General features: G+C 41.5%; 22 protein-coding genes. 17 read left to right on the forward strand and 5 right to left on the reverse strand.

Going from position 1 to position 19,263, the window contains the following annotated elements; genetic code table 11:
- Positions 1–31: 31 nt before the first annotated feature.
- From SFU91_15280 to SFU91_15340, 13 genes are all read left to right on the forward strand, one after another.
- Positions 32–409, forward strand: coding sequence for a DoxX family protein (locus SFU91_15280; GenBank protein MDX2130397.1), 378 nt, complete (start codon positions 32–34; stop codon positions 407–409).
- A 107-nt stretch (positions 410–516) separates the two neighbouring features.
- On the forward strand, positions 517–1,302 hold the full coding sequence (locus SFU91_15285; protein MDX2130398.1) for a DUF2490 domain-containing protein: 786 nt from the start codon (positions 517–519) through the stop codon (positions 1,300–1,302).
- 355 nt (positions 1,303–1,657) lie between these two features.
- Positions 1,658–3,415, forward strand: a complete 1,758-nt coding sequence (locus SFU91_15290) for a hypothetical protein (GenBank protein MDX2130399.1) — start codon at positions 1,658–1,660, stop codon at positions 3,413–3,415.
- Between the two features lie 27 nt (positions 3,416–3,442).
- Entirely contained in the window at positions 3,443–3,970 is a 528-nt protein-coding gene (locus SFU91_15295) for a hypothetical protein (protein MDX2130400.1), read from the forward strand.
- A gap of 59 nt (positions 3,971–4,029) precedes the next feature.
- Complete coding sequence (locus tag SFU91_15300; protein ID MDX2130401.1) at positions 4,030–4,464, forward strand: hypothetical protein; 435 nt, start codon at positions 4,030–4,032, stop codon at positions 4,462–4,464.
- An 80-nt stretch (positions 4,465–4,544) separates the two neighbouring features.
- The gene (locus SFU91_15305) at positions 4,545–4,997 is read left to right on the forward strand and encodes a hypothetical protein (GenBank protein MDX2130402.1); all 453 of its coding nucleotides are present in this window, start codon (positions 4,545–4,547) and stop codon (positions 4,995–4,997) included.
- A gap of 146 nt (positions 4,998–5,143) precedes the next feature.
- Positions 5,144–7,177 (forward strand): polyphosphate kinase 1, encoded by a 2,034-nt coding sequence (ppk1, locus tag SFU91_15310; GenBank protein ID MDX2130403.1) that lies wholly within the window; start codon positions 5,144–5,146, stop codon positions 7,175–7,177.
- Between the two features lie 189 nt (positions 7,178–7,366).
- Positions 7,367–7,897, forward strand: coding sequence for a hypothetical protein (locus SFU91_15315; protein MDX2130404.1), 531 nt, complete (start codon positions 7,367–7,369; stop codon positions 7,895–7,897).
- A gap of 31 nt (positions 7,898–7,928) precedes the next feature.
- Positions 7,929–8,567 (forward strand): class I SAM-dependent methyltransferase, encoded by a 639-nt coding sequence (locus SFU91_15320; protein MDX2130405.1) that lies wholly within the window; start codon positions 7,929–7,931, stop codon positions 8,565–8,567.
- Positions 8,568–8,599: 32 nt separating this feature from the next.
- Positions 8,600–9,601, forward strand: coding sequence for a hypothetical protein (locus SFU91_15325; protein MDX2130406.1), 1,002 nt, complete (start codon positions 8,600–8,602; stop codon positions 9,599–9,601).
- Positions 9,602–9,724: 123 nt separating this feature from the next.
- Positions 9,725–10,630: an SMC-Scp complex subunit ScpB gene (gene scpB / locus SFU91_15330; protein ID MDX2130407.1), complete on the forward strand. Its 906-nt coding sequence runs from the start codon at positions 9,725–9,727 to the stop codon at positions 10,628–10,630.
- Positions 10,593–11,690, forward strand: a complete 1,098-nt coding sequence (locus SFU91_15335) for a pseudouridine synthase (GenBank protein ID MDX2130408.1) — start codon at positions 10,593–10,595, stop codon at positions 11,688–11,690. Before scpB ends, SFU91_15335 begins: the two co-directional genes overlap by 38 nt.
- 141 nt (positions 11,691–11,831) lie before the next feature.
- Complete coding sequence (locus SFU91_15340; GenBank protein ID MDX2130409.1) at positions 11,832–12,536, forward strand: hypothetical protein; 705 nt, start codon at positions 11,832–11,834, stop codon at positions 12,534–12,536.
- A gap of 56 nt (positions 12,537–12,592) precedes the next feature.
- On the opposite strand, the gene SFU91_15345 is transcribed toward SFU91_15340, so the two are convergent.
- Genes SFU91_15345 through SFU91_15355 form a run of 3 tightly spaced genes read right to left on the reverse strand, consistent with a single transcriptional unit; the run spans position 12,593 to position 14,326 of the window.
- Positions 12,593–13,330: a class I SAM-dependent methyltransferase gene (locus SFU91_15345; GenBank protein ID MDX2130410.1), complete on the reverse strand. Its 738-nt coding sequence runs from the start codon at positions 13,328–13,330 to the stop codon at positions 12,593–12,595.
- Positions 13,331–13,378: 48 nt separating this feature from the next.
- Positions 13,379–13,837, reverse strand: a complete 459-nt coding sequence (locus tag SFU91_15350) for a GNAT family N-acetyltransferase (protein MDX2130411.1) — start codon at positions 13,835–13,837, stop codon at positions 13,379–13,381.
- 15 nt (positions 13,838–13,852) lie between these two features.
- Positions 13,853–14,326 carry an acyl-CoA thioesterase gene (locus SFU91_15355; GenBank protein MDX2130412.1) on the reverse strand — a complete coding sequence of 158 codons (474 nt, stop codon included), beginning with the start codon at positions 14,324–14,326 and terminating at the stop codon, positions 13,853–13,855.
- 167 nt (positions 14,327–14,493) lie between these two features.
- Between SFU91_15355 and SFU91_15360 the strand changes: the two genes are divergently transcribed.
- Genes SFU91_15360 through SFU91_15375 form a run of 4 tightly spaced genes read left to right on the forward strand, consistent with a single transcriptional unit; the run spans position 14,494 to position 17,376 of the window.
- Positions 14,494–15,381 (forward strand): hypothetical protein, encoded by an 888-nt coding sequence (locus tag SFU91_15360; protein ID MDX2130413.1) that lies wholly within the window; start codon positions 14,494–14,496, stop codon positions 15,379–15,381.
- Between the two features lie 54 nt (positions 15,382–15,435).
- Positions 15,436–16,224, forward strand: a complete 789-nt coding sequence (locus tag SFU91_15365) for a hypothetical protein (GenBank protein MDX2130414.1) — start codon at positions 15,436–15,438, stop codon at positions 16,222–16,224.
- A 51-nt stretch (positions 16,225–16,275) separates the two neighbouring features.
- Positions 16,276–16,953 (forward strand): DUF2461 domain-containing protein, encoded by a 678-nt coding sequence (locus SFU91_15370; protein ID MDX2130415.1) that lies wholly within the window; start codon positions 16,276–16,278, stop codon positions 16,951–16,953.
- Between the two features lie 9 nt (positions 16,954–16,962).
- A complete protein-coding gene (locus tag SFU91_15375) occupies positions 16,963–17,376 on the forward strand; it encodes an SRPBCC domain-containing protein (GenBank protein ID MDX2130416.1) in 414 nt (137 codons plus the stop codon).
- On the opposite strand, the gene SFU91_15380 is transcribed toward SFU91_15375, so the two are convergent.
- Positions 17,368–18,330 (reverse strand): hypothetical protein, encoded by a 963-nt coding sequence (locus tag SFU91_15380; GenBank protein MDX2130417.1) that lies wholly within the window; start codon positions 18,328–18,330, stop codon positions 17,368–17,370. The two genes, SFU91_15375 and SFU91_15380, sit on opposite strands and share 9 nt — an antisense overlap.
- Positions 18,331–18,339: 9 nt before the next feature.
- A partial coding sequence (locus SFU91_15385; GenBank protein ID MDX2130418.1) for a GTP-binding protein occupies positions 18,340–19,263 on the reverse strand: 924 nt, incomplete at its 5' end.

The raw sequence follows: 19,263 nt of genomic DNA on the forward strand, positions 1-19,263 counted from the left end.
ATAAGATTCTAACACAAAACAAGAAAATGCAATGAAGAATCGTAAGCTTTTTTACTGGGTTGCAACAAGTCTCTTTGCGGGATTTATGGGTATTCCGGCGATATTCGATGTCATCAAAACACCCGAAGCGGTGGCATTTATTGGGCACTTGGGCTATCCTGAGTATTTTGTTCCGTTTATTGGTGTGGCTAAAGTCTTGGGCGCGGCTGCAATCCTGATACCTCAATTCGATAAAATCAAAGAATGGGCATACGCTGGGCTTTGCTTTGACCTCATTGGCGCGGTTTATTCAAATTTAATGGTGGATGGCGCAAGTGCGGGAATGTTATTCATGATTATCCCGTTTACACTCTTAGCGGTTTCATATCACTTGAATCAAAAAGTAAACGCTGAAGTAAAAACCGCTTAGCATAATTCCCCTCAAGCATCCCTCGAAGTTGGGCAATGAATATGCCTAAACCTCTCCGGTTTTGTTGTACTTGGTTCGCAGGAGCAAAGAAGTAACAGCATCATTCAATGGCGTTCGAATCGGCATCGAGAATGGCCGAAATCACCATACACCGCATTCAAAGAAGCATACGTGTTCAAATTTCTTCCACAACTTTTTTCTCTACTCCAATTTACAAGGTCAAGATATATTCAATTGGGTTTGTCTTACTTTTATTGACATTCCAAGCGATGACACTTCGCGCCCAGCCTGCCGATATCGGCAACTGGTATATCTATTTCGGTAATCAAGCCCTTAACGAAAAGTGGAATTGGCATAATGAAGTGCAGTATCGCAATTTCAATTTAGGCGGCGACCTTGAGCAATTGCTTCTGCGCACAGGAATCGGATATAATCTTGAACCGAACAATCACAATGTGCTTCTAGGGTATGCATTTATTCGTGCTGAGCCGTATATCTCCGGCACCGATAATCGCCGTGTGGTGGATGAGCATCGCATCTTTGAACAGTACATTTTCCGCCAAAGGCTTGGCGCATTATTCATAACGCATCGTGTGAGAGCAGAGCAACGAATTTTTCAAGATGACTTTCGTCAGCGCTTTCGCTACTTTCTTTTTTTGAACTATCCGCTCAACCAAGGAACAATGACCAAAGGGACCATTTACGGCTCAACATACGCAGAGATCTTTATAAATGGCGAAAGAAATTTGTATGATCGAACTCGGCTATATCTTGCAGTGGGATATGCGTTTTCGGACTATATAAGAGTTGAAATCGGGTTTATGTCTCAAGTATTTTCAACGACCTCTCGAGAGCAGTTTCAAGTGGTGTTGTTTAATAACTTACCTTTCTAAAAAAAAAATTTAAAAAAAATTTGAAGAGTAAAATATTTTTTTATATTCACAGCAAGTACAACATTAAAGAACATTAAATCAATTTCGAATGACATTAAGAAAAATCCTTATTTCGCCTGAGAATTCCCTCATTAGCTCCTTCAAATACCAAGAAAAATTAAGCTTTCAGAGAAGTTTTGCAGTAATGTATGAAAGCAACTTTTGTTTCCGGTTTGTAAGTTAAACGCGTTTCGTTGCCTTAAGAATAAAGCAACAAAACTGGCATTTCTGTTCTTTGGAGTACCGCGGAACACCCGCGTAGAATTTTTTCTATGACAAACAACATCACATTAATAACATTTTTTTGGAGGAATATATGAGACGATTGTATATCGCGCTATTCATTCTCTTCGCTTTAGCAGTGAGCGGAAAAAACGCCGTTGCGCAAGGGATGGATGGCTATGGAGGCGGAATCAAAGTGTTTTTGAATAAAGACAGCACGAGCTTTATTCGGCTCTTGATGTGGTCGCAAATTCAAACGCGATTCATGACCCAAAACCCGGGTAGTGCTTCGGTCAACAACCCCAACGAGCAAGCCGCATTTGATATCGCCATTCGCCGTTCGCGTATGCTGTTTCACGGGCAAATTGGCGAGCGCATTTTGGTATTCTGGATTATCGGGGTCAATAACCAAACCTTTAACAGCGGCGGATTCGGGCTTGCTGCAGGGGCTGATAACTTTACCGACGGTAAACGCCAAAGCGCCTTTGTTCACGATGCTTGGACAGAATTCAAGTGGAGCCGAGAACTTTACATCGGTGCCGGTCTTCTCACTTGGAGCGGGCTTTCTCGCCAAACCAACTGGGCAACACTTAACTTCCTCGGCTACGATTCACCCGCTTATGGTTGGGTCACCTTAGATGCGACCGACCAATTTGCGCGTATGTTCGGGATCTATGCCAAAGGCTCTATCGGCAAATTGAACTATCGCGCCGTTTTAACAAAACCTTTCGCTATTCCAAACCCGGGTATTGCCGGTGCAACGGGTGCAACGCCACCCAACTGGGCAGCTGGACTCACCACTTTGCCAAACGCCTATAACATTGCGCAATGGGCCGGAGATAACAACCGATTGCTTTATCAAGCCTATGTCAATTACGACTTCTGGGAACAAGAATCGGCCGTCCTTCCCTTTATGGTGGGTTCGTATTTGGGAACCAAGAAGGTGTTCAATATCGGTGCAGGATTTATGTTTCACCCAAGAGCTCACTGGAGCCTCTCTCGCCCTGAAGGAAATGCAAGAGATATCTTAAACCAAGTTCTTTCACGTGAAAGCGGAGCAGCTGCACGCTTTAATAGCCTTTCAACCGCAAATCGCACAGCCATTGTAAATGGATTAAATGCTGGCATTTTTCCAACCACAACGGCCACCGGACCGGGTGCAGCACCTTTGAACAGCAATCCAAACGGTAGCCCGCTCAATTCCAACGCATTTTATGGAGCCTTTAATGCGTGGAATACACTCAGCGCAAGCGATGTAAATGCGGTTCGTGAAGCCTTTATCGATACATCCTATACCAATCAATTCCACTTTGCGGTTGATTATTTTATGGAATTGCCGTTTGAAGAAAAAGCCGACGGCTCGCCTGATCCGAAGGGAATGTCTTGGACATCGCACGGAGCGTTCTACCGCTTAAACTTCGGTCCAAACTATGTACGCAACATCGGCTTCCTTCCCATTGCTCAAGCCAATCCCGGAAATGCTGCGCTCTATCAGCAACCGGAATTCAATGGCCCTGCAAACGGATTTCCGGTTCACGGAACAGGTACCGTGCTCTACATGCAAAACGGACTTTTGTTACCGTATGAATTCACCGAAGGTTGGGGAAGATTGCAGCCTTATGCCGCAATTTCGTATGTCAATTTCGATCGCTTAGCTGAAGCATTTATTATGCCGGAACTTGGGCTCAATTGGATTCTTTCGGGGCAAAATGCAAAGATTACACTTCACTGGCGTCCACGCCCGATTTATGGCCGCGCCATCAGTGTTGAACCGGGTCGTGAACTCTTGGGCGGAATGCAGCGCATTGGAACAGAGCATGAAGTGATTACCCAATTCCACATTTATCTTTAATAACCGACGAAAACAAGGAATAAACTTATGAAAAACAAATCATTGAGCTTTATCGCACTTTTCGCGGTCGTGCTGTTAAGCGTCGGCTGCGATGCCGATTATTTTCCTAGAACCGGAACCGGCGATTGGTCCGGCTCTTCTCGCGTAACAGTGATTCGCGCTGGTGCAGCCGTTGAAGCCGATGTTCGCTTTACTTTACGCTTATCTCAAGATGCGAACAGCACCAATTTCTTTACGCGTTTCCCGGGCGTAACCTTAAATGACACGAACCTCGCTGTAATTCCGGCTGATAACCGTCCGTTATCGACAGTTGTAGTTACAGGCGTAAGTGGCGACTCCACATTCGATGTTCGTGGTCGTAATGCGAATGTAAATACCTTCTTCTTTATTGTGCCCGCAAGGACGTTTTCGGGATCCGGAGAAACGATGCCCGCTGTAAGCTTTTCAGGAAGCTATGTGAATGACAATACGGTTGAAGGAACACTTTCGCAAAGCATTGCCATAACCGGGCAACCGACACGAGTATTTACATCAACGCTTCGCATTTCCAAATAGGAAACGAAGGATGAAATGGAAAAAATGGTAACTTTATTTAACAAAAAAAGTGAGACTGTATGAAAGTAAGAAACATCTCGATGGCAATCGGCGCAGCGGTATTTTTGCTGGCTACAGGGTGCCACACCTTTAAGCCTGCAGCCCCAAAACCGATGACATTCCAATGCAATTTGCCGCGTGCCGAGTTTATGAAAAAAGCCAAAGAGCTTTTGGAGAGAAATCGGTACACGGTGGATGTTTATGATGAAGAAAAAGGCGAAATCGAGGCCGACCGCGTGCCAACCTATAATGGCATCGGCGAAAACTTGATCGTTCGTGGGCCGTATGTCTTTAACGTGGTTTATAACAACGGAACCGTTACGGTAGTTGTACAAACCGTTCACGACCGTGATGGAAAGCCCTATGCCGTAGAAAGCCACGACGAAGGCTCTGATATCGGAGAACGCCGCAATTTTATGCCGGTTGTCGAAGGCTTGAAAGCCTCTTGCAAATAATTTTGCAACTTTGCTCATAAAACCATTCAAGCGAGGCGCACTGCGCCTCGCTTGGGTTTAAACAAAATTTGAGAATAAAAATGAGAAACAGAATAAATACACTTGCTCTTGCAGTCGTTCTTACCTTTGTTTGCGGGAGTGCTTCGTGCGGCTTTGCCAATAGCGTTCGCGTAGCGCGGCCGATGGTGATACGCTGCACAAAGCCCACGCTCGAACGGCATCACTTAATTCTAGAAGCGCTCACGCGGCATAGTTTTCAATTGGTAAAAGAAGATCGGGTTACAGGCATCTACACCGCGGCACGGTTTCCTTCGCCCGTGTTCCTTGGCGACCAAGTGATGTTTCAAGGTGGGCTGCATTTGAAAGTGGTTTCGGATAGCAGCAGTATTACGCTCTTTCTTTATAAAGCAATGGACGCTGAAACCGACAACCCGAAGTTTGAAGTCAGTTATGATGAGCGGAATTCGCCGTTATACATTAAGCCGTTTTTTGATGGCCTATTATCGGATTTGCGAAAAGCGTGTGCAGAATAATGTTAAGACGATCGATTCCCATATAAATTTTTTTAGGCTAAATCTTCAAGCATCAAGAAAAACTGAGAAGAATAGGAATGAAATAATTAAAGGATAGGAAACACGAAATCGCGTATTTTCCAAAAAAAATCGATCAAAAATTGAAAATGGCGCGATTCATTTCCCGAGATCTCAGTTGGTTGGCTTTCAATGCCAGAGTGTTAGAGGAGGCGCGAGACCAAACCGTCCCACTCCTTGATCGCTTAAAATTCCTCGCCATTTTTTCCTTAAACCTCGACGAATTCTATTCCGTTCGAATCGCTGCGCTCAAGCAGCAAGTGGAGCAATTAAAGCGCGAAAAAGGAGAGGACGAACCGCAAGAAATCCTCTTACGACTGCATCAAGAAATCAATCGGCTTCAAGAGCAATTCGGGTCTTGTTATAGAGATCAGATTCTTCCCGAACTGAAAAAAAATGGCATCGAGATCATTTCCGAAGCAGCGTTGACGGAAGAGGAAGGCAATTTTGTGCGCGATTATTTTAAGAGTACGGTCATCGGTGAACTGGGTCAAATCTACATTTTAGGGGAAAGCGATTTACCCTTTTTGCAATCGCAGCGTTCCTACTTGGCCGTCCGATTGGAGTTGAAAAGTGAAGAATCCTGTGAAGATATTGCCATCATCAAAATTCCTTCGGAAAAGCTCTCGCGATTTTTCATTTTGCCAAATCAGAACCAAGATTTGACAAAGACGCGAATTATACTCTTAGATGATGTTATTCGCGTTTCCCTAACCGATATATTCCCGCAATATATTGTTCGTGGCGCCTATGCCATTAAGGTCACACGCGACGCCGATGTTGATATTGAGGACGAGCATAGTGGAAACTTGTATCAAAAAATAAAATCGCAAGTCCGTTACCGGAAAATCGGGAAAGCCTCTCGAATGCTTTTCGATGCTGAAATGCCAAAGCGCATGCAAAAAGCTTTACGGGATGTCTTTTCAATTCGCAAAGAAGAGTGGGTGCAAGGTGGCCGATATCATAACTTCGGTGACTTCTTAAATTTCCCGACTTTAGGGAAAGATGAACTTCAGGAGCCGCCACTCGCGCCGCTGCCACACCCTTTAGAAACTGCTGAAAGCATCTTTAAGTCGATTCAACTTCAAGATTATTTAATTCACTATCCCTATCAAACCTTTGATGCTCTCCTTCGCTTAATGAATGAAGCTGCGATAGACCCGCAAGTGAAAAAAATCTCGATCACACTTTATCGTGTGGCAACTCAATCAAAAGTCGTTGAAGCGTTGATTCACGCAGCGAGAAACGGGAAAAAAGTGGTTGCGTTTCTTGAACTCAAAGCCCGGTTTAATGAAGAATCCAATTTCTATTGGGCAAGCGAATTGGAGCGTGCCGGCGCAACGGTGCTATATTCAATACCGGGAATTAAAGTTCATGCAAAAATTCTGCTCATTGAACGCGAAGAATCACAAATCGTAAATTATGCCTACATCAGTACCGGAAATTTTAATGAAAAAACAGCGAAGATTTATACCGACCACGCCCTTTTTACCGCGAAAAGGGAAATCACAGACGATATTTCGCGGGTATTTAGACAAATCGAAACGCCAAAAAGATCGGTGGCTTTTGAAAAATTAATGGTCGCCCCACACGGATTGCGAGATAATCTGTATGAATTGATTCAAGAAGAAATTAACGCTGCAAAAAAAGGCAAAAAGGCGGAAATTATCATCAAAATGAATAGTCTTGAAGACCGTGAAATGGCAAAAATGCTTATCAAGGCCGCAGGAAAGGGAGTAAGTGTAAAATTAATTATCCGAGGAATTTGTATAATCCCTCCATCGCAACATCCAAACTTGAAGATGATTTCAATTATCGACCGCTTTTTGGAGCACGGAAGAATTTATTATTTCTATCAAGGAGGGAAAAGGAGCGTGTGGATTGCATCAGCCGATTTTATGACACGAAATCTTTCTCGACGAATCGAAGTGGCCGTACCGATTGAAGAAGCAGGATTAAAATCTCAACTGATAGAGAACCTTTCCGACTTTTTTCGTTGTACCGAAAAAAGGCGGTGGCTATGCAAAAACCAAATTGATGAAAAAGAAGAAAGAGAGCTTGTAAAAAGTAGAGCCCAACTGGAAATTTACTCTCGGTTAAATGAAGAGTCGAAGAGAAATTGAAATGGAAATAAGAAAAAGTGAGATAGAATTCCAATTTCAATTTGAAAAGCAATGCTAAATAATTAATCTTCATAGAAGGAGAAAAAATAATATTTCAAAAAAAAGGGAATTCATTATTTGAAAACGAGAGATCGTAAAAACTAAATTCTCAATTTTCTCATCAATCTATATCTATCACAAAATATTCCTATGAAAATCCTCTGTCTCATTTTTGTATTTCTACTTTTCATAAGCAATTCAATATTTGCACAAAGCCCTGTGGAAACCAACCCCGAAACTTGGAAAACCGCACAAGATGTGCTCTTGTTCGAAAAGTTGTTTCAAGAACGGGTTGCGGCGTTTGAAGAAAATCCGATGCATGAAGTGCACTACACCAAAGAAAGAACCACCTTTTTTGTGAATTGGATAGAGAAATGTCCGTATATGATCATTATCGACGGTCGGCTTTTACAGCCATTTATGGAAGACTCTGAAAACCAAGTCAATCGAATTCTTATTCGAGCGTATATGGGCGGGAAAACGGTTTACTTTTCCCAAATTAAGGAAAATGTGGATGAGCATCTTGCCAATATGGCAGGAATGGAAAGCATTGTGCGGGTATATCGAGCCCTAAAAAAGAAAGCCCCGACCGTTCGAAACCTTTATGCAGAAAAAATTTTGAAGTATGACGAAGAAAAAAAACTGGATGAGTACATTTCAGAAATGGAAAAAATCCAATAGCAATTAAAAAAAACGAAGGGAGAGAATAACAATGAATCAAGCGGAACTTGCCTATAAGGATTATCAACAGAATTATAATCGAATCGTCGAAAAGTGGCATCAGGCAAGAACAACCCTACCCGCTATGGATAAACTTCTTTTCGACGAATTCCTTGCTCAACTTCCTAAATCTGCGGCAATCCTTGACTTAGGATGCGGGACCGGAATTCCAATCGCAAAAAAACTCGCTGAAAGAGGTCATCGACTTACGTTGGTTGATTGTTCGGAATCACAGTTAGCCATCGCAAAAAAGATTCTTCCAAAAGCCACTTTTGTTTGTGCGCCAATGGAATCCTATGAAATCAGTTCACAGTATCACGGCATTGTAATTTGGGATTCGCTTTTTCATTTGCCAAGGCATACCCACGAAAGCATTTTACGCCGAGCATTTCTGCATTTGGAAAAGGGCGGAATTGTGTTGATCACAAGTGGCGGAAGTAAAGAAGACCTTGAGCCCTTTACCGATGAAATGTTCGGGGAAATCTTTTATTATGATTCACATCCGATTCCCTCCTTCATTGAATTGGTGCAGTCCATTGGGTTTGAACCTATTGTGCAAGCCTTATTAAATAAGCCGGATGGTGAAAAAGATAAAGGAAGAGTAGGGCTAATCCTCAAAAAATCATCATAAAAGAATGGAAATCAGATCGAAGAAAAATGAAAATGTCAAGTTCATTCTTTCAGCCGAAATTATTCTTAATCTTATTACTGAATTCAGCTTGCGCCCCGCAAATACCCTCAGAAAACAAAGCGATTCCGGTTGAACCCAAAAAAATACCAACATCTGAAATGCATCCTCAAAAGTCTAAACTAAAGTGGAGAGAGGTTTTGTATGAAGCCCCGTGGCCAAAGAGTTATAATTTTCAAATGTTCAGTTTTCGAGAGTCGCTTTGGGTGTTTCATCCTCGTGGAACTTGGAAGAGCAAAGATGGAAAAGTGTGGTTGAAATCCCCCCTTGATAACAGCCTCGGCAATCTTGCCTTTTTAGATTATGTGACTTTTGGCGAAAGTATCTTAGGTTTAGGGCATTTTACCGGCAATATTGAGCAGTTTCAGTTTACCCCAAAAATTACCCGTACAAAAGACGGCGCAACTTGGGAGACTCTTTCGGAAAAAAGTACTCTGCCGGAACGCTTTTTTTATCACCCCATCGAATTCAAAAATAAACTATGGATTTTTGGTGGGGAAACTGCCTCGGGAGAAGTGAGCGGCATTTGGAATTCAAGTGACGGCATTCATTGGAAAGAGGTAGAAAGTACACCATCCTTTGGAAAGCGCGGAAGTAGTCAAGTGGTTGCCTTTCATGATTCGCTTTATCTCTTCAATAATGACATTTGGCGAAGCGGCGATGGGTTAAATTGGGACTGTGTTACGAAAAAAATCCTCCCAGAGTTTGATCTCTTTGGCTATTCTGTGATTGTCTTTCATGATCAATTATGGCTTATTGGCTGCAATCGAAACGGACTATTTTCGAGTGCAGTAGGGCGAAGTAGAAACGGTGTGGAGTGGGTTTGGGAAGAAGCACCTTGGAGCCCAAGAGGTGGTGTCGCTCTTGCGGTATATGAAAATAAATTATGGATGACGGGGGGCAAATATGGTGGGCTTCCGAATGCCCCTAACTTTGTTTATAGCAATGATTTATGGGCATTGGAAGAAAGCCCGTAAATGAAATTTCGAAAAAATTCTTTATGACTCTTTTCGGCGAAGGTTGTATATTTCAAAAGCAATCCCGCGTTCGCGGGATTTGTTTTTTTTGGCAACGAATCAAGTCAATCGAATCTATCAGCTGTGAAAGTTTTTCAAACCGAGAGCGACTCAACAGAACCAAACCAAAACGAGATGGAATCGCCATCAAACGAAGGGATTTCACAAAATGGAGTGAATGAAGAGGCGTTGTCCTCCAACCATCCGGAACAAGGAACTGAAGATGGTAACACGACAAACCAAAACTTAGATTATGCGATTCCCGCTGAAAACACAGCTGAAGAAGTCGTTATTGAAAATCTCAATGAAGGTTCGCATCAAGTGGAGCCAAATGAGAATGAACCCTTTGATGCCACCTTTGAAGATTTGGTGCTCCAACTCGAGGCCTTGATTTTTGCAAGCGATGAAGCGCTGCATCCAAAAGTGATTCGTCAAGCGTTGGAAAACGAAGAGATAACGGATGAGAAAATTCAAAAGGCCGTCTCAAAGCTTAACCGCAAATATGAAGAAATCGGCCTCACCTTTCGAATTCACCGCATTGCTCAAGGTTATCGCTTTTTGACCATCAAAGAGTTTTATAGTACCATTCAAAAGTTGATGCAGCCGAAATTGCAGCGCAGGCTCTCACAAGCAGCATTAGAAACGCTTTCAATTATTGCGTATAAGCAGCCGATTTCAAAATCAGAGATTGAATCAATCAAAGGCACAAGTGTCGATCATCTTTTAAGAATGCTTTTAGAAAAGAATTTAATTGAAGTCACCGGTCGAGCAGAAACGATTGGTAAGCCGCTTATATACGGGACTTCAAAAGCATTTTTAGATTATTTTCATCTATCCTCACTTTCTGATTTACCAAAGCCACGCGAGGTTGAAGAATTGATGCGCGACGATGAACAGCAAGCAATGCTCAAACAAGAACTAAACGCCCGATTGAAAGTCGAGCTTGAACAAGATGCCACAACGGAAGAAGCCGGCGCAGGACCAGTCTAAAAACAAACCCCGAACGAGTTCCCAAAACCCACGAGTTCGGTCGAAAAATAGCAGCCAAAATCGTTTTGGAAAAAAAAGTGCGCCGCCGCGTGCATTTCAAAATCCTTATGATGAAGAGCGCGAAGCAAACGATCGTGAATCAACCCGGCGCGACACGCGAGCGCGAGGGGCTAAATCTAAAGTGTCTGCCTCTCGCTTTTCAAGGGAGCAAGATGATAATCCACTTCAACGAAAATCTCCCTCCGCAAGGCCACCGCAAAGACCAAAATTCAGGCGCAAAGGAAAAACGAAAACTTCAAAACCGACCGGTGAAAATGAGGGATTGGTTCGGCTGAACCGATTTCTTTCAATGGCCGGTGAGGCGTCGAGACGCAAGGCAGATGAAATGATTCTTCAGGGTGAAGTGACGGTGAATGGCAAAGTGGTGACCGAACTTGGCACCAAAATCAACCCTGAAACCGATAGAGTGGAGCATTTGGGGAAAATTCTAAAAAGTGCACAGCGGAAAATCTACATTGTGATGAATAAACCCAAAGACACCATCACATCACTTGCCGATGAAAAAAGCCGCACCACCGTGATTGATCTCTTGGGAATTGAAGAGCGCGTTTATCCCGTTGGCCGGCTCGACCGCAACACGATGGGCGTTCTCTTGCTTACCAACGATGGCGACTTAGCCGCCAAACTCATGCATCCTTCAAGTGAAATCAAAAAAGAATATCTCGCGGAATTGGATTCAAAATTTACGCGTGAAGGAATCGCAGCCTTCAAGGCAGGAATGCGCCTAAAAGATACCGGCGAAAAAGTAGCACCAGCCGAAGCGCAAATCTTGGGTGACGGCTATGCGGTTCGCGTCATTATTCATGAAGGCAAGAACCGGCAAATTCACCGCATGTTTTATAACCTCGGCTACGATGTCAAAAAGCTTGAAAGGGTGTCGTATGCCGGAATTACGGCGGCAGGGCTTCGGCGCGGCGCGTGGCGATTACTCACCCCTGAAGAATTAAAATCAATCAAAAAGCGGGCCGGGCTCGCAAATGAACTCAAGAAGTTGGTTTGAAAAAAACCACTCCCCACAACAAAGACAATAAATACGAATCAAAAAGAAAAAATTTTACACGACAAGGGAATTCTTTAGGAATGATTTTGTTAAAGTCTGAGTTTATATTCAATTTTTTTTGAATAATATTTTTATCTCCGGATGACTCAAACCTTAAAGCATTTCTTCGCTGCAAGCTTTATGATATTTTTTCTTTCCCAAAGTCTGCAGGCCCAACAAACCATCATTAATCTCCCTTCAGCCGACCAAACACCAAAAGGAAAATGGTTTTTCTTGCATGAATCTCAAATTCGCACCACCGATCCCACTTATTGGATCACGACCAACTTTTTGACTTACGGATTAACCGACGAAATAGAGCTTGCCGCAACCCAGTATCAATTTGGAACACCACGGCAACCTTACACGGCAATTGGCTTTGGCTACAAAGGCACAAAACAATTTTTTGAAACCAGTTTACCGGAGTGGGAATTAAAACTCTCCTTCGGACAAATGTTCCCGATTTCAACCACCGGTCGCGGTGTCGGGATTTGGACGTATGGATTCGGAAGTTTCCGCCTACCGTATTTGAAAACGCGTCTTGCCTTAGGAATGGGTTACGGGCCGCGACAAAATTTTGGAATCAGTGTGCTTCATACCACGGCATCATTCGAACAGCCGCTTTTTGCGCACATCAACTTTTTGGGGGAATGGTTTTCGGGGAGTGTTCATGAGAATGCGTTCTTTATCCCCGGATTAAATTATCACGCAGGAAACCTGATTCTCATCCTAGGTTATAAAATTTCAAACCTTGCCAATTTCAATGCCAATGATGGCATCGTATTTGAAGTAGGATGGTTTTTCTGAAATAAATATCTGGTCAAAAACCTTAACAACTGGTCATGAAGAAAATCTTAAAGTGACTAAATGATACGCCCAATGCGCGTGAGCACAGGAAACGAAACTTGAAAGCGCTCGTTTATCGGCCAAAGTGAAAGCAAGTGTTCAGAAAGAAACTCAAGCGGGTTAGAGGAATGAACTTGACGGTATCGCTTGAGGGCAGACCAAGTTGAGAGATAACCAAGAAGTTGATCTAAAGTCCAAAACGAAGAAATTGAAAATGCGGGAAAGGCGATTTCTTCAAATGGAAAAGGAATCGTGGTGTACGCGGAATCAATGTGGCGTCGCTCTTTATCCCAATAATCCCGCAACACCTCTGAATAAAAATGAGAGATGATAGGCATAATCATTTCGGTTAAAATGATATTCCCATATCCAACAATGGCAATAACTGCGGTAGGTTTTGAAACACGGCGAACTTCGGCATAAAACTGATCGAATTGAAACCAATGAACCGCTTGGCCTACGGTGATGAGATCAAACGAAGCGGATTCAAAAGGCAATTGTTCAGCCGATGCCAAATGATACCGAATATTCGGTTTTCGAATAGCATGTTCAAGTTGCGAGGGGCTGATATCAATGGCGTCGATGGATGTGCAAAACGATGCAAGCTTTTCCGCCACTTGCCCCGTTCCTGTGCCGACATCCAAAGCGCGAATATCACCTATGGGCAAATGCTGGCGAAGAGCGTTGAAAAAAGCGTCTGGATAATTTGGGCGGAACTCGGCGTAACACTTGCCTTCATCAAATCGCAGAGTCATTGTATCACAAAAAGGATTAAAAGCACACGTTCAAGAATGAAATAGGAACTATTCCAAAGGAAAAGTATAATGAAATACCGGAGCCTCTCGTCCGCCAGTGTGTCGATAGAAATCAAGAGCGTGGATATCTTCGGCATCGGCTTGAACGAATACTTCGGAAGCCCCGTGTTTACGAGCTAATTCATTTAGAGAAGTGACTAACGCCTTTCCGATTCCCTTGCGTTGGAACTCAGGTCTAACGGCGATATCGTAAAGATAAAACTGCGGTTCAACGGCATAATAAGATTCAAGTTTGTGTGCCGTAAGCGCGCCAACAAGCGTGCCTTCATGAAACGCAACACCTACAAAGAAGTGAGAAAGTGAAAGCAATTGTGAAAGGTGGGCATCGGGCGGCAACGAATCGATGTCGTGTTCGAATACTTCAGTCAGAAGAAGAACCGCCGCGCGGAATTCGGCAACTTCTGAAGAAGTAAGAAAGCGAATTGACAAGGGCGAAGTGTTTGGCATAGAGTTAAAATTCATTTAGCCTCGATTTAGCAAGCGAATTTGACGGCGAAGCGCGGCCTTTTCAAAGCGACGTTGTTCAATGTCAGTTTCAGGTGTTACAGACGGAACGGGAACAGACTTACCCTCTTCATCAATCGCCACAAAAGTGAAATAAGCTTTGTTGCAATCTTTTCGCTCACCCGTTACCATATTTTCGGAGAAAACTTTTACGCCCACTTCCATTGAAGTATTAAATGCACGATTCACACCGGCTTTTATTATCACGACTTCGCCAAGCTTGATGGTTTTTCTGAATTCCAGCGTATCAACACTCGCCGTCACGCAGACTTTATTCGAGTGGCGGCTTGCAGCGATTGCGGCCGCTAAATCCATCCAATGCATAAGTTTTCCTCCGCCGAGATTACCGAGATAATTCGTGTCGGCAGGAGTAACCACTTGGGTCATTTCAACATACGATTGAGCAACGGTTTTGGAAGTGCGATCAGGCATAAATAGAACAAATAGAATCTTAAAAAGTAAAAAAACTGATTGAAATGCAACTTACAAAAAAATAGCATTCACATTGAATCGTAAATCTTGCAAGGCTATTAAAAGCAACATTTGGAATCTGATAAAAAGCGTATTTTAACTTCCTAACCAACTAACTTTTGAGATCAATGTCCTTAATCTATCAATCGATGCGGCAAGCCTATCAAAAAGTAATCGTTCAACATAAGATTATTTATTTCATCTTCGCGATTGGATTTTGTTCACTACTCAATTCAGAAATCGCAAAGGCGCAAAATGAAAACAGCGAAGTTGAGAAAAAAAATACAGACTCTTCGGAATTGAAAACACGGGACATTGTGTACTTGGCGGATTCAAGAAAATTAGTGGGAAAAGTAATCGCAAAAGGGGAGAACGGGAAAATTTCATTTCAAAACTTTGAGGATAATGTTGTTTATGAACTTGAAAGAGGTTCATATAAATGGTTTCAAACGGAAACAATTTATCCTACTCAAATTACCTCTCAACTAACCTTTAATTACGGGTTAAATGACGCATATCGGGCAGGCGCAGGAATTCGAGTTGGGATAATTCTACCAAACTCTTCTTTTGAAATAACTGCTGGTTACGGATTTTATACTGGCAGAAACGCAAATGGATTTACGATTCAAGATGGTCAAAATGTACCGTTAAAAGAATCGCTAAAATTGCATGCCGGGGATTTGAGTGTCAATTACTTGTTTCGATTGAACCAAGATGTTACTATTCGACCATTTACCGGTTTTGGGGTTAACTTCGTAGCGTATAACCGAACAATAACTCTTCCTGATTTCTTCAATACTACAACAATAGATTTTCCAATAGATGAGGATTACCTAGAACTAAGATTAAATTTTGGCTTGGGGCTTGATTTAAGAATAAGTGGTCCTATTCATTTTACCGCTAACGTAGTTTACCTACATGAACTCGGAAGCGATTATGCGCTTTCAGCCTTCCCGCAAATCTTAACCTATAAAAATGCTGCTGTCACTTCGGTAGGGTTGAGATTTATTTTTTAATCCAATATTTTCTCATTTTTGTTAATTCTAAATATCAATCATTAATTCAATATCATGAAAACACACATAAAACTCGCCATATTTTTTTTAGCATTTATATTTTCGGCATCGCTCAAAGCGCAAAGCGAGACGGGATCAGAAGCTAAAACTCAGGATATTATTGTTCTAAAAGATTCCAGAAAAATAAAGGGGAAGATTATTTCTAAGGATGAAAATGGGAAAATTGTATTTCAAAGTTTTGTTGATAATGTGATTTACGAACTTGAAAAAGAGGCATACAAATCGGTTTACTCGGAAACAGTACATCCCATTCAAGTAACTGCACAAGCGAGTTTCAATTATGGGACAATAGATGCTTACCGAGCGGGGGCAGGACTGAGACTCGGAATAATCTTCCCGAACTCTCCCATTGAAGCTACTTTCGGATATGCTTATTACTTTGGGAGTACCGGTACACCCCCGTTCATCGATTTGCTGCCTCTCAATGAAGTTCTGAATACTCAGACAATTGATCTAACCTTTTTTTACAATTATAATTTTACAGAATCTATTGTTTTAAGGCCATTTACAGGAACAGGAATAAATTTTGGAAATTATAGACAAACAATTTCTCTGGCGGGTGGTTTAGGAAATTCTGATGTGATATTAAAAGAAGATTACCTTGAAGTTCGATTAAGCATTGGTTTGGCATTGGACTATAAAATCACCGGGCTTATATTTCTTTCTTTCAGTGCCGCTTATGTGCATGAGTTAGGAAGTGATTATGGGCTTGTCGAATTTCCGAAATCATTAACCTATAAACATACATTCCTAACAACAGCAGGAATAAGAATTTTATTATAATCATCGATTAAACTTCATAATCCGTAGTAAAAAAAGAAGATTTAATTAAAAATGCTTCAACCATCAACACTGAACTTTCTCCGAAACCTCAAAAAAAACAATCATAAAGAGTGGTTTGATAAAAATCGCGAAAAATATGAGGCGGCGAAGGAAGATTTTCACGGGTTGGTGCAAGAAGTGATTATCGGTCTTTCGCTGCAAGATAAAGAAATCGCGGCGGCGAATTTGCAAGTCAAGGATTGTACTTTTCGAATCAACCGTGATGTAAGGTTTTCAAAAGATAAATCGCCCTATAAATCCCACTTCGCGGCGTCATTTAACCGCGATAAAAAGAAAATGGAAAATTCAGCAGGATATTATTTGCATATTGAACCCTCGATTCAAAACTTTATTGCAGGCGGAATTTATATGCCAATGCCCCCAAGGTTAAACGAACTTCGTCAGCTGATTTCTAAGGAATTTGACGCGTGGGAAAAAATTGTTTCAGAGAAAGGGTTCAAAAAAAGCTTTCCGAAAGGAGTCGATGGCATTCAAACCTTAACGCGGCCTCCAAAGGGATTTTCGGAAGATGACCCGGCAGTGGAATACCTGAAAATGAAATCGTATCTCGTAGAGGCTGAACTCACGCAAGACGATATCCTTTCCAAAAATCTGGGTAAAAAAATTCTCTCCGGTTTCAAAGCAATGCAACCGATGATTGAATTTTTGAATCAAAAAGTCAACGCATAATTCGAGCAAATGAACAATACAATTTCAGTCGATGTAACTGTCAATCAACCGCGAGAAGCCGTTTGGCGATGTTGGACTTTACCGGAGTTCATTTGCCAATGGAATCAAGCCTCAGAGGATTGGCACACCCCAAAAGCCATCAATGATTTCCGCATCGGCGGTAAATTTATTTATACAATGGCCTCAAAAGATGGTGCCGAAAGCTTTGATTTCGAAGGAATTTATACAGAAATCAAACCCTTGGAATTGATTCGATATGAAATGCTTGATGGAAGAAAAGTTGAGGTAAAATTTCTTGAGCAAAATGGCAGAACAACCCTTATCGAAACCTTCGACCCCGAAACTGAAAACCCGGTTGAACTTCAAAAGCAAGGCTGGCAGAGCATCTTAGAAAGCTTCAAGAAAGTCGCCGAATTATGTTGAGCTGAAGTCTTTAATATCAGAAAAAAAATAGCTCAAATTATAGTGGGAATTATAGTTATCCTTGACAAAAGAACTGATCAAAAGTTGGTTGTTAGTAATAGAAAGTATTGGATTGTTTGAATTATGTGCATAAATATACAATTCATTTGTAAAATTTTTAAAAAATTGCTGAAATTTACATAGATTATTATAAATAATAAAGGGATTATCTAAATCAATAAACATAAGGTTAAAATGATTATTCAATAGCCAATTATTTCTTTTATTCTTTTTGAAATAACGATAATGATTATAATTCATATTTGTTATAACTAATCCGTGAACATTAAAATCAGAAAATTTTCCTCTTTTGTAAAGAAAATCCAAAATTGCTTTATACCATAAATCAAAATCTGATAATTCACCACAACTAACGAATAAAATATTTAATTCACTTTCTGGGATAATCTGAGGAAACTTTAATTTGGCACTATCTAAATATTCAATTAATTTTTCATTTGGAGGATAGGATTCAGAGCTAGATCTATCAGATAATTTAAGTGGTTGGATAAGTTGATTATTTACGTCTGATTTTTCAAAAACATAACCTATAAAGTTATTATTTTCCCGATGTATATCTCTATTTTGAAAGTATGAGCATTTAGATTCAACATTAACTTTTAATTTACAATCAGAGAAATTGAAAATAAGCGTACATTCAGGGTTTTTTAAGGATTTAATTTTTAATTTTGGTTCATAAATAAATTTATCTGCTAAAAGAGCTAATGATAGTACAATTGTTGTTTCTACAGCTGATTCAATAAACGTTCGTTCATCAAAGTTTATTTCATCAAATTGAAGTTTTCGTAATATTTCTGATTCTACTTTTTTTTCGTCAGATTTTGATAATGAATTATATAATAAATCTACGAAATCCTCAAAGTAATAGTAAGTTGAATCATTAAAATAATGCATATATTCAATTTACTTGAAAATTGATGTTATCTGCTCCTCGAAACTTTTTAGACCCTTTCCAATAAACACCAAGCGATTGGGTGTTTCAGATTGTTTCTCACCCGCAAGCGATTCAAAATCAATCGTATATCTTCCCGATGAAAAATTGAAAATCACGGGATGGTCATATTCTTTGAGATTTAAGACGCCTTTAATTCGGTAGCACTCGGGCGGAACATCCGAAAGAAACTGTTCAAAGTCGCGCTGCTCAAAAATGCCCGTGGGTTCAAGCACAAAGGTTTCGATTTCATCAACTTCCAAGTGATAGCTTTCTGCTTCCGAATGGTCGTGCCCGTGATGATGACTGTGATGATGGTCGGGTGAAGTGGCGATTGGAAACAAAGACGAAGAAGCAAGAGGAACAAAATCGGCCGTTGAAGCCCGCTTTTGGGCCAGCCGCCGCTCAATTTCATGATCGTAGTGATGTTTCAATGAGGAGACAAACGAATCAAGTTCGGCTTTATAGGCCGTATTCGAGAAAGTCATGACAACCTCGGGAGGAATGTTGCTTTGCGACGTGCGAAAAATCGGCGCGCGTGAATTGTGTTTGCGAATTCGTGCTTCCGCCGATTCAATCACATCCGAAGACGCGACATCGCACTTATTGAGGATCACGGCGTCGCAAATCGAAAGTTGAATTTCCGTGACAAGCGTTTCTGAAAGCTGTTCCAAAAGATGCTCGGCATCGGCTACGGTGAGAATGGATTCCAAGATAAGGCGCGAGTCGTTGGCAAGCATCATAAACACAGAAATCGGATTCGCGATTCCGGTGGTTTCAATCAGCAATACATCGGGCGTTACGGATTTTAGAATATCCGTTACCGCCTCGGAAAACTCCCCCGACACCGTGCAGCACATACACCCTGAGGTAATCTCCGAAATTTGAACATTTGA

The organism is Chloroherpetonaceae bacterium, assembly GCA_033763895.1.
Lineage (GTDB): Bacteria > Bacteroidota > Chlorobiia > Chlorobiales > Thermochlorobacteraceae > JANRJQ01.